The following is a 10512-nucleotide window of genomic DNA, read 5'->3' as shown; positions in this document are numbered from 1 at the left end:
GGCGTCGGCGGCTTTGGCCGGGTCGGCGGCGGCGGCCAAGGCGTCGGCGTCCGCGCCGGTGGCGGCATCGCCGGCTTTGGCGGCGGCCAATTCCGCAGCGGCGGCGGCCGCTTCGGCGGCAAGCGCGGCGGCGCTGGCGCCGGTGTTGCCGCCTATCGCGGCCGAGGCATCGGTGGTGGCGCTGGCGGCCGGGGCGGGCGGTTGATTGAACGCGGCCACCAGGGCCAGCATATCGGCGACCGGATCGGCCGATTTGGCGGCCTGGGCGTCGCTGGTCGCGCTGTCGCTGGCGCCATCGGCGCCGCTGTCGCCGGTGGTGGCCTTAGCCGGGGCCGTCGCGGCGGCGGCCGTTGTCGTTTCGCTTCGGCCGGCCGGCTGGGCGGTTTTGTCGGCGGCGTCGGCCTGCTGGTTTTGTGGCTGGGCCGGTTTGGCCGGCGCGGTCTGTTTCGGCGCCGACGGGCGCGACGCGGGCGCCGGGCGGTCCGGCGTCTTGGCGACCATGTTACCGTTGTTGGCCTGGCGTTGATCCATCTCGCGCGACAGCGCCTGCTTGAAAGCGTTGTTGTCGCCGCCCGCGCCCAGGTTCAGATTGGCCTTGGGTGCCGAGACCGCGTTGGCGTTCAGCGTCGGAAGTTGGAGATTGGAGGTTTGCATGATCGCGCCGTGTCGGTAGGGTTCAACTAATTTAGGTCAACGCTTGTAATAAGCCTGTCGTGCCGCGTGTTCGTCCATCTGCTTCTGGTCGCGCTTGTTTTCCAGCTTCAGCGCCTCGGCGTCCGCCCGCTCGTTCAAGGTGGAGTAGGACATGCGCTTGCGCTCGGCGGTCTGCCACGCGGCTTTTTCCTGGTCGGCGCGGTATTCGGCGTGCCGTATCATCTCCAGCTGGCCTTTGACCGCCACGTCCAGCTTTTCCATGAAAGCCTGGAAATTGCGGTAGGCCATGGGCGTGATGCCGGCCGCCTGCGCTTCCTCGAAGCGTTTGACGTATTCGTCGCGGTAGCCGACCAGCATCTGGTGCTTCTGCGTGGCCTCGTCGACTGCCTTCAGGGACGCGCCCAGCCGCTTGGCCGCATCGTCGGTTTCCCGGCGGGCCAGGTCGATCAATGTTTCAAGTTGCGCTTTGGATGCCATAGTGAATCAATTATAGGGGGCGGCGTGCCGCGTCCATCAGTCGAACAGAGAGGTAAGTTGGCCCAAACTCTCATCCATGGTGACCCGTTCGGTGATCTGTTGTTGCAGGAAGTTTTCTATCCGATCGTGCAGCACGATAGCCTGGTCCAATACCGGGTCGGTGCCGGGCGCGTAGGCGCCGACGCTGATCAGGTCGCGGCTGCGCTCGTAGCGCGAAAACAACTGTTTCAGGTGGCGGGCGCGCTGCTGGTGCTCGTGCGTGGTGATCGAGTGCATGGCCCGGCTGATCGATTGCTCGATGTCGATGGCCGGGTAGTGGCCCGACTCGGCCAGGCGGCGGTTGAGCACGATGTGGCCGTCCAAAATCGCGCGCGCCGAGTCGGCGATCGGGTCTTGTTGATCGTCGCCCTCGGTCAGCACGGTGTAGAAGGCGGTGATCGAGCCGCCGCCGACCTCGCCGTTGCCGGCCCGTTCGACCAGCACCGGCAGCTTGGCGAAAACCGACGGCGGATAACCCTTGGTGGCCGGCGGCTCGCCGATGGCCAGCGCGATCTCGCGTTGCGCCATGGCGTAGCGGGTCAGCGAATCCATGATCAAGAGCACGTTCTGGCCCTTGTCGCGGAAGTGCTCGGCGATGGCGGTGGCGTAGGCCGCGCCTTGCAGGCGCATCAGTGGCGGCGTGTCGGCCGGCGCCGCCACGACCACCGAGCGCGCCAGGCCCTCGGGCCCGAGGATCTGTTCGATGAATTCCTTGACCTCGCGTCCGCGTTCGCCGATCAGGCCGACGACGATGACATCGGCCTCGGTGTAGCGCGCCATCATGCCCAGCAGGACGGACTTGCCGACGCCGGAGCCGGCGAACAGGCCCATGCGCTGGCCACGGCCGACGGTCAGCATGGCGTTGATCGAGCGCACGCCGACGTCGAGCGTGTCGACGATGGGCGCGCGGCCGAGCGGGTTGGCGGGGCGGGTGTTGATCGGCGCGCTGTCGGAGGCGTTGAGCGGGCCGAGGTTGTCGAGCACGCGGCCGGCGCCGTCGAGCACGCGGCCCAGCAGTTCCGGGCCGACCGGCAGGTGGCGCGCGCGGTCGCTGGGCCGGCGGCGCGGATGCGCCACGGTGCCCGGCTTGGGAATGGCCGGTTCGACCGGGAACACGCGGGTGCCGGGCACCACGCCCTCGACGTCGCTTTGCGGCATCAGGAACAGGCGGTCGCCCTCGAAGCCGACCACTTCGGCCTCGATCTTGCCGCCGCCGGGCAGCGGCACGGTGCAGGCGGCGCCGACGGCCAGGCGCAGGCCGACCGCCTCCATGACCAGGCCGGCCACGCGCGTGACGCGGCCGGAGATTTGCATCGGTTCGACGAAGCCGACCAGCGCGCCGCAGTCGCCCAGATAGGATTTCCAGCGGCCGGCGTGGGTGCCGGGGCTGGCGGGGGAGGCCGCGGCGTTGGGGTTTTTGTCGCGGGCGGCGTTCATGTCAGTCCAGCCAATCGACTTCTTTGCCCAGCGCGTGGCTCAGGCGTTGCCAGCGCGCGGCGGCGGTGGCGTCGATCTGGTTGCTGGCGGTATCGACCTTGCAGCCGCCGCGTCCGACGTTGGCGTCCTCGATCACGCGCCAGCCCCCCTTGTCGAGCTCCTCGCCGATGGCGGCGCGCACGATGACGGCGTCGTCCGGATGCAGGTGCAGTTGCGCCGGCTGCTGCAACGCCGGCAGGTAGTCGATGGCGTCGCGCACGATCGGCAGCACCAGCTCCGGCTTGACCTGCAGCGCGTTCTTGAGCATGCCCTTGGCCAGCTGCAGCGCCAGGTCCAGCACGTCGTTGGCGATCAACTGGTCGGCGTCGCGCAGCGCGCCGCTGAAGCCGTCGGCCAGCGCGCGCATCTGTTGCAGTTCTTCCTTGGTGGCGATTTCGCCGGCGGCGAGGGCGTCGGCGTGGCCGGCCGCGTGGCCTTCCTCGTAGCCGGACTGGCGCGCCTCTTCGCGGATGTGTTCGAGTTCCTCGACGGTCGGGTATTCGAGCGGCGGCGGCAGCGGCGGGCCGATCTCGACCAGCTCCTGCTGCTCCAGCAGCGCCTCCTGCACGCGCTGCTCGGCCTCGACGCGGGCGTTCTCGGCGTCGCGCTCGCGCTGCTCGGCGTCGCGCAGCGCCACGACGCTCGGGCGCTCGTCGCCGAACGAGCGCATTTCCCAGCGCTGGAATGCGGTTTGCTGCTCTTTGGGCAAATTAGACAAACGAATCCTCGCCTTTGCCGCCTAACACGATCTGGCCTTCGTCTGCCAGGCGGCGCACGATTTGCAGGATCTGCTTCTGCTGGGTTTCGACTTCGGACAGGCGCACCGGTCCTTTCGATTCCAGGTCCTCGCGCATCATTTCGCTGGCGCGCGCCGACATGTTCTTGAAGATCTTGTCGCGCAATTCCTGCGACGCGCCCTTGAGCGCGATGATCAGCATTTCGGACTGCACTTCGCGCAGCAGCAGCTGGATGCCGCGGTCGTCGATGTCGATCAGGTTGTCGAACACGAACATCTCGTCCATGATCTTCTGCGCCATGTCGTTGTCGTAGTTCTTGATGTTGTCCATCACCGAACCTTCCTGCTCGCCGCTCATGAAGTTGAGGATCTCGGCGGCCGTGCGCACGCCGCCCAGCGACGATTTCTTGATGTTCTCGTTACCGGACAACAGCTTGGTCAGCACGTCGTTCAACTCGCGCAGCGCGGCCGGCTGCACGCCGTCCAGGGTGGCGATGCGCAGCACGGCGTCGTTGCGCAGGCGGTCGGTGAAGTGGCTGAGGATTTCGCAGGCCTGGTCGCGCTCCAGGTGGACCAGGATGGTGGCGATGATCTGCGGGTGCTCGTTGCGGATCAGTTCGGCCACGGATTGCGAATCCATCCACTTGAGCGACTCGATGCCGGAGGCGTCCTTGCCGCCCAGGATGCGCGACAGCAGCACCGAGGCCTTGTCGTCGCCCAGCGCCTTGGTCAGCACCTGGCGGATGTATTCGTCCGAATCGAGGCCGACGGTGGAGGCGGCCGCGACCATCTCGCGGAAGTTGTCGAGGGTGCCGACCACTTCCTCGTGCGGCACGTTCTTCATGGTCGCCATGGCCGCGCCGAGTTTCAGCACTTCGCGCGGGCCGAGGTATTTCATCACTTCGGCCGCTTCGCTCTCGCCCATCGCCAGCATCAGGATGGCGGCTTTTTGGAGTCCGGTATTCTCAGTCATTTGCGCCTATCCATTCCTTGATCACGTTGGCAACGATGCGTGGGTCCTCGACGGCGAGTTTTTTCGCCATCGCCAGGTTTTCGCGGTAAGTCTTGACGGTGTTCTCTTCCATCTTGCGCAGCTCTTCCTCGGCGATGAGGGCCTCGTCGGGACCTTCCTCGACGACTTCCTCCGGCTCTTCCGGCTCCGGCTCCGGCGCGTTGATCTCGTCGATCTTCTTGAAGACCGGGCGCATCATCGGCCGCACGATGCGCAGCACGATGTACAGCAGGATCAGCGCGGTGATCAGGAACTTGGCCAGGTCCTTGGCCATCGGCAGGTTGGCCGGATCGCGCCACCAGTCGAGGGCCGGCTCGAACGGACGGTCGACGCCGTCGAACGGCGAGTTGGCCACGCTGACGGCGTCGCCCCGGTCCTGGTTGTAGCCCATCGCCTGCTTGACCAGGTCGTTGATCTTGGACATCTCTTCAGGAGTATAGGCTTTAATGGTGACTTTGCCGTCCTTGTCGACGATGCGTTTGTAATTGACCACAACGGCCACCGTCATGCGGCGCAGGCCGCCCATGCCGCGCGTCTCGTAGCGCACGGTCTTGTCGACTTCATAATTGGTGGTCGATTCCTTGTGCTTCGGACCGGTGGCGTTGGCGTTGACGCCGCCCGGCGGCGTGCCCGGCGCCGGCGCGTTGGGGCCGTTGGCGACGGCCTGGTCGAGCGGGGCGGTGGCGGTGCCCGGCGGCTGGTTCGACAGCGCGCCCGGGATGCCGCCCGGATTGACGTTGGCGTCGCCGCTGGTCTCGCTGCTTTGCTGGCTGCGGATGGCCGACGCCGCCGGCGGCGAGTTCGGCTTGTAGGTTTCGGCGGCCTGCTCGACCTTCGAGAAATCGACGTCGGCGGTCGCCTCGGCGCGCACATTGCCTTCGCCGACGATGGGGATGATGATCGATTCGACCTGCTTGATGACCTGCAGCTGCATGTCCTTGACATACTTGAGCTGGGTTTCATCCATGTTCTTGGCGTTCAGGCCGCCGTTGCCGTTCTTGTTCTGGTCCGAGATCAGGTTGCCGGCCTGGTCGACGACGGTGACGTTGGCCGGCATCAGTTCCGGCACGCTGGAGGCGACCAGGTGGACGATGGCGGCGGTCTGGGCCGGGTCGAGCATGCGGTTCGGGTGCAGGGTCAGCAGGACCGACGCGGTCGGTTTTTGCTGGTCGCGCACGAACACGGACGGTTTCGGCAGCGCCAGGTGGACGCGGGCGTTCTCGACGGCGGCCAAGGACTGGATCGAGCGCGCCAGCTCGCCTTCGAGCGCGCGCTGGTAGTTGACCTGTTCGAGGAACTGGGATACGCCCAGCTTCTGGTTCTCCATCAGCTCGAAGCCGACGTTGCCGCCCTTGGGCAAGCCTTGCGCGGCCAGTTTCAGGCGGGCGTCGTGGACCTGCTCGGTCGGCACCAGGATGGCGGCGCCGTTCTCCGAGAACTTGTGCTTGATGTTCAGTTTGTCCAGCTCGGCCGTGATGGCACCGCCGTCGCGGTCGGTGAAGTTGGAGAACAGCACGCCGTAATCGGGCGGTTTGTTCCACATGTACAGGCCGATCAGGATCGCCACGACCGCGGCGGCGGCGGCCGCGCGCATGAAGTTGCGGCCCATCGGGGTCCGGATAAAGGGCAGCCGTTCCGCACCGTCGTCGCCGGGTGCTGGCGGGGCTGCTGTGTCGTTGTCGATTGCTTCGGCTGCGGCCATGATGGTTGGGTTCCGGGTAACTGGGTCTGAAATGGGGGAGGGCAGAACAGATTATTGCTTGTCGTCCGGAAATTTAATGCTTGGAATAGAGCGCCCTTTACCGTCTTGCTCGTCCCTGTGCCGTTGCGCCGGGCTTGGTATTCTGGCAGGACTGATAGAGCCGTTCCGTATTGTAACGCCGGGCTCGGCCATGTCGTGGAATTTGTTTCGCGGCAGCAACAGATAGGAGCATCAAATGAAAACAGGTGGCATCGACAGCAGCCAGATCCAGGCCATGATCGCCCAGTTGAAGGCGCACGCCACGCGCCCGAGCCTGACGCCGCCGGTGATCCAGACCGAGGCGCCGGCCGTGCCCAAGGCGCAGTTCTCGGACGCTTTGGAAAAGTCGCTGGCGGCGGTCAACGCCAGCCAGGTCAAGGCGGCCGACATGGGCAAGCGCTTCGCCATGGGCGACGACAGCGTCAGCCTGTCGGACACGATGATCGCCATGCAAAAGGCCAGCATCAACTTCCAGGCGACGATCCAGGTGCGCAACAAGCTGGTCTCGTCGTATCACGAGATCATGAATATGCAGGTCTAACCCCAACTCCGGGGTCAGGTCCACCATTTCTACACGGGCTGGGCCGTTGGCGGCTCCAAGACCCCCGGAGTTGTTTCAGTCTTGGTTTCGGGCGCGCTGATTGGAGGCGTAGATGTTGTCGCGCTCGATTGGTTGGCCTTCTTGCACGGCTTTTAGCCAGTTGGCGGTGGTGGTCACCGCCGCGAAGTTCGAGTGGAACACCGTGCTGTAGACCCTGTGTATCTCCTCCGCGCTGACCGAGCCCGCCGCGTTCTTGTAGGGCAGCGAGCCGGTCGCATCGGCCAGAAACTCCACCGTCAGACCGTCGTGCGCCGCATGGTAGATCGTTGCCGCGTCGCAGTTGTGCGTCATATAGCCGGCGATCGTCAGCGTGTCGATCCGCTTGTCCTTGAGCCATTGCGCCAGGTCGGTGCCGGCGAACGCGCTCGAAGCTTGCTTATTGATATGGTGGTCGGCGTGGCGGCCGGCCACTTCCGGGTGCAGTTGCCACGCCTGGGAACCGGCGGCGAATACCGGGGACCCGGCGGGCGCGTCGTGCTGCACCGTGATCACCGGGATGCCCGTCGCCGTGGCGCCGTCCATCGCCAGCGTGATATTCGGCAGCGAGGTCGACACTGGCGGGAATTCGATCGGCAACTGGCCGGTGAAGTACTCGTTTTGCACGTCGATGACGAGCAGCGCGCGGCAAGGGGTGGTGGACATGGTGGATTCCTTTGGGTGGTGGATGATGATGTCCATTGTCGGGTGATGCGCCGGCCCCGACCAGTGGCCCGAAGGCACTGTTGCGGTACAATCGGGCCATGAACACTTCCGACCGCCCCACCAGCGTCGCCGTGATCGCCTACGGCGGCATCACGCCTTTCCATCTGTCCGTGCCGTGCCTGGTGTTCGAAGCGGGCCAGGACCGAGGGCCGGCCGGTTTCGACGTGCGCGTCTGCGCGGCGGACGGCACGCCGCTGCGCACTTCCGCCGGCTTCGCCATCGCCACGGACCACGACCTGCGCGCGCTCGACGACGCCGATATCGTCATCATGCCTTCATGGCACAACGATTGCCGGGCGGCGCCGCCCGCGCTGCTGGCGGCCTTGCGCGCCGCCCATGCGCGCGGCGCCCGCGTGGTGGGGCTGTGCCTGGGGGCGTTTCCGCTGGCCGAGGCCGGCCTGCTGGACGGTAAAACCGCGTCCACCCACTGGCAGTGCGCCGCCCTGCTGGCCGAGCGCTATCCCAAGGTCGATGTCGATCCCGACGTGTTGTACGTCGACGCCGGCCAGGTGCTGACGTCGGCCGGCGTCGCGGCCGGCCTCGATTGCTGCCTGCATTTGCTGCGCCAGCTGCGCGGCGCCGATGCCGCCAACCGCGTGGCCCGCCAACTGGTGATCGCGCCGCACCGGCAGGGCGGCCAGGCGCAGTTCATCGAGCGGCCGTTGCCGGTCTCCAGCAGCGATGGCCGCTTCGCCGACGTGCTGGAATGGGTCACGCGGCGCCTGGAGCAGCCCCACAGCATCGACGCGCTGGCGGAACGGGCCGCCATGAGCCGGCGCAACTTCACGCGTCATTTCCGCCAGGCCACCGGCACCTCGTTCAAGCAGTGGTTGCTGGGCCAGCGGCTGGCGCATGCGCAATGGATGCTCGAAAGCGGCGACGCGTCGATCGAGGTGGTGGCGCAGGAGGCGGGGTTCGGCTCGGCGTTGTCGTTGCGGCAGCATTTCCGCGCGGTGTTGCAGACCTCGCCGTCGGCCTACCGGGGCGCTTACCGCCGCTGACACGCCGCTGACTACATCATGCCGGCGATGCGGGCGTTGCGTTCGCGTTCGAGCTTGGTGATGTAGCGCTGCACGTAGGCCAGGGTGCTGCGCTGGATGTTGACGAACTCGCAGCCGAGGCGGCGGTTGGTCTTGTTGTTGAGCAGGGTCAGGTCGAGCGAATTGCGCACCTGCAGCGCGGTGGTGACCTGGCCGATCTCCGGCAGGTCGATGCGGCAGTTCGGGTATTCCTTGCCGATGGCGTCGCCCAGGATCATCTTGTTGTCGAGGATGGCGATGCCGCCGCAGCTGATGTCGGCCAGCGGGAAGGTGGTGCTGCCGCCCAGTTCCTCCGGCAGCGCGATGACCACGCGCACCGGATTGGTCACCGGCGTGGCGATGCGGTAATACTCGCGCCGCTGCAGGCGGATCAGGGTCGGCGGCACGGCGATCTTGAAGGCCGGATTGCCCTCGAATACGGTGGCTTCGATCCGCTCGGCGGCGAACAGGATGCGGACCTTGTCGAGCGTGGTCTCGAACGACAGCCGCTGCGAGCTCAGGATGCGCTGGTTTTGCTCCTTGTCGATCGAACTGTCGAGCACGACCGTGTCGAGCTGGTCGTCGACGTCGAGGATGGAGGTGACGCAGACGTCGGATTCGCCCTTGATCAACATGCGGATCAACTGGTTTTTGTCACCGATGCCACGCAGCAGGGATACGATCTCCTTGCGGGACTCGATTTCATAGTCATGCCAGTTTTCCAATTCGACATCCTGAAAGTGTGGATACATCTGGGCCGGCGTCAAATTTCGGTGAGTGGGAGGCTGGTGTCCGGCGCTTCGGGAAGCGGCAAGCCGGACTTTTGCGCTGATTCAATATAATATAGCCACGCCAATAGTTCCGCAATCGTACGATAGAGCGTGGGCGGAATTTGTTGATCTAAATCCACATCCATGAGCAAAGACACAAGTTCCTTCGACTCGTGGATGAACACGCCGGCCTCCTTGGCGACGCCGATGATCTGCTCGGCCACCAGGCCGCGTCCCTTGGCCACGACCTTGGGCGCCGGCGCGCCTTCCTGGTAGGCCAGGGCCACCGCCTGCTGCAGCGGCCGGCGTGGGGTGTCATCCGCCATTGCCGCCTCCGGGGCCGACTTCGCCATCATTCTGCCGCGTGATCAGCAGCGACGACAGCGGAGCGCCGGCCGCCTCCATCGCCCGCTCCAGCCGGCCGGCCTGGGTGCGCAGCGTGTCGGCGGTGCCGTCGCTGCCGGCCTGCACCTGGATGTGGACCTGGCCGCCGATCAAGGTGACCGAGGCCGACACCTCGCCCAGCAGCGGAAAGCGGAAGCGCACGCCGCTGCGCCAGATCTGTTCCGGCGTCTCGTCGTCGGCGCCGCCATTCTGCTTGCCGCCTTCGCGCTGTTCGCGCCGCACGTCCCACTGCATCGGCTGGCCCGGCCAGGCCTCGCCCTGCCACTGGACGCGGCCCTGTTCGTGGGTGTGCAGTTGCTGGTTGATCATCTGGGCGGCCGTCAGGTCGGGGCCGTTGGCGGCTGCGCGCGCGGCGGCGTTCTCGCCGCCTTGCGCCATGCGCTGCATCTGCGGCTCGCGCATCAGTTCGGGCAAGCTGCGCTCGCCCTTGACCCATTCGGTCACATGCGATTCGTAGAACAGGCCGCTCTTGGAGATGGTGTCCTGCAGTTTTTGCGCCAGTTCGTCGGTGGCCGGCAGGCTGTTGCCGAACAGCGCCGTCTTGCCGATCAGCGCCAGTTGCGCCATCTGGCCGCCCTGGGCCGCCGTCAGCACAGTGGTCAGCACGCGCGCGGTGCTGCTCAAGGTCGATTGCGGCGTGGTGTGGTCGAGTTCGGGCAGTTCGCTCGACGGCGTCAATGGCGCCTTGCCCAGCAGCGTGGCCGCCAGGCTCTGCGGCTTGACGGCGTCGGCGGGCAGCGGCGTGCCGGTGGCTGATGCCGCTTGCGCGGCGGCGGCCGTCGGCAATGGACGTCCCGCCGGGCCGGCCGGCCCGGCGTCGGCGGGTTTCCCCTGCGTGGCGGCCTGGGCCGCCTCGGCGCCGGGCCGCGTCGCCGTGGAC

At 66.5% G+C, this 10512-nt stretch carries 11 protein-coding genes and 1 pseudogene; 2 read left to right on the top strand and 10 right to left on the bottom strand.

The annotated features are described in order from the left end of the window. The 6 genes and pseudogenes from MRBLMU1_RS21450 to fliF form a co-directional block, all read right to left on the bottom strand. Nucleotides 1-654, bottom strand: a pseudogene (locus MRBLMU1_RS21450) (flagellar hook-length control protein FliK); the annotation flags it as partial. 36 nt (nucleotides 655-690) lie between these two features. After that, complete coding sequence (gene fliJ / locus MRBLMU1_RS21445) at nucleotides 691-1131, bottom strand: flagellar export protein FliJ (protein ID WP_090322363.1); 441 nt, start codon at nucleotides 1129-1131, stop codon at nucleotides 691-693. Between the two features lie 36 nt (nucleotides 1132-1167). Next, complete coding sequence (fliI, locus tag MRBLMU1_RS21440) at nucleotides 1168-2607, bottom strand: flagellar protein export ATPase FliI (protein ID WP_363505459.1); 1440 nt, start codon at nucleotides 2605-2607, stop codon at nucleotides 1168-1170. A 1-nt stretch (nucleotide 2608) separates the two neighbouring features. Continuing rightward, on the bottom strand, nucleotides 2609-3364 hold the full coding sequence (locus tag MRBLMU1_RS21435) for a flagellar assembly protein FliH (RefSeq protein WP_363505456.1): 756 nt from the start codon (nucleotides 3362-3364) through the stop codon (nucleotides 2609-2611). Beyond that, nucleotides 3357-4355, bottom strand: a complete 999-nt coding sequence (fliG, locus tag MRBLMU1_RS21430; RefSeq protein WP_090322347.1) for a flagellar motor switch protein FliG — start codon at nucleotides 4353-4355, stop codon at nucleotides 3357-3359. Before fliG ends, MRBLMU1_RS21435 begins: the two co-directional genes overlap by 8 nt. Further along, nucleotides 4348-6096 (bottom strand): flagellar basal-body MS-ring/collar protein FliF, encoded by a 1749-nt coding sequence (gene fliF, locus MRBLMU1_RS21425; protein WP_363505453.1) that lies wholly within the window; start codon nucleotides 6094-6096, stop codon nucleotides 4348-4350. Before fliF ends, fliG begins: the two co-directional genes overlap by 8 nt. A 235-nt stretch (nucleotides 6097-6331) precedes the next feature. On the opposite strand from fliF, the gene fliE reads away from it, so the two are divergent. Beyond that, a complete protein-coding gene (gene fliE / locus MRBLMU1_RS21420; protein WP_315218652.1) occupies nucleotides 6332-6676 on the top strand; it encodes a flagellar hook-basal body complex protein FliE in 345 nt (114 codons plus the stop codon). 75 nt (nucleotides 6677-6751) lie between these two features. Here fliE and MRBLMU1_RS21415 read toward each other — a convergent pair whose 3' ends face one another. Then, the gene (locus MRBLMU1_RS21415; protein WP_363505450.1) at nucleotides 6752-7378 is read right to left on the bottom strand and encodes a cysteine hydrolase family protein; all 627 of its coding nucleotides are present in this window, start codon (nucleotides 7376-7378) and stop codon (nucleotides 6752-6754) included. Nucleotides 7379-7476: 98 nt separating this feature from the next. Here MRBLMU1_RS21415 and MRBLMU1_RS21410 point away from each other — a divergent pair, with 98 nt between their 5' ends. After that, on the top strand, nucleotides 7477-8439 hold the full coding sequence (locus MRBLMU1_RS21410) for a GlxA family transcriptional regulator (RefSeq protein WP_363505447.1): 963 nt from the start codon (nucleotides 7477-7479) through the stop codon (nucleotides 8437-8439). Between the two features lie 11 nt (nucleotides 8440-8450). Here the strand turns inward: MRBLMU1_RS21410 and MRBLMU1_RS21405 are convergent, their stop codons facing one another. The 3 genes from MRBLMU1_RS21405 to MRBLMU1_RS21395 form a co-directional block, all read right to left on the bottom strand. Further along, complete coding sequence (locus MRBLMU1_RS21405; RefSeq protein WP_363505444.1) at nucleotides 8451-9209, bottom strand: flagellar brake protein; 759 nt, start codon at nucleotides 9207-9209, stop codon at nucleotides 8451-8453. An 11-nt stretch (nucleotides 9210-9220) separates the two neighbouring features. After that, complete coding sequence (locus tag MRBLMU1_RS21400) at nucleotides 9221-9553, bottom strand: EscU/YscU/HrcU family type III secretion system export apparatus switch protein (protein ID WP_363505441.1); 333 nt, start codon at nucleotides 9551-9553, stop codon at nucleotides 9221-9223. Continuing rightward, a partial coding sequence (locus tag MRBLMU1_RS21395) for a flagellar hook-length control protein FliK (RefSeq protein ID WP_363505438.1) occupies nucleotides 9543-10512 on the bottom strand: 970 nt, incomplete at its 5' end. The genes MRBLMU1_RS21400 and MRBLMU1_RS21395, both read right to left, overlap by 11 nt.

The sequence above is a fragment of the Burkholderia sp. LMU1-1-1.1 genome, assembly GCF_040675865.1.
GTDB lineage: Bacteria > Pseudomonadota > Gammaproteobacteria > Burkholderiales > Burkholderiaceae_D > Rugamonas.
The sequence above is the reverse complement of the archived record's forward strand: the minus strand, read 5'-3'. Positions and strand labels throughout refer to the sequence as shown.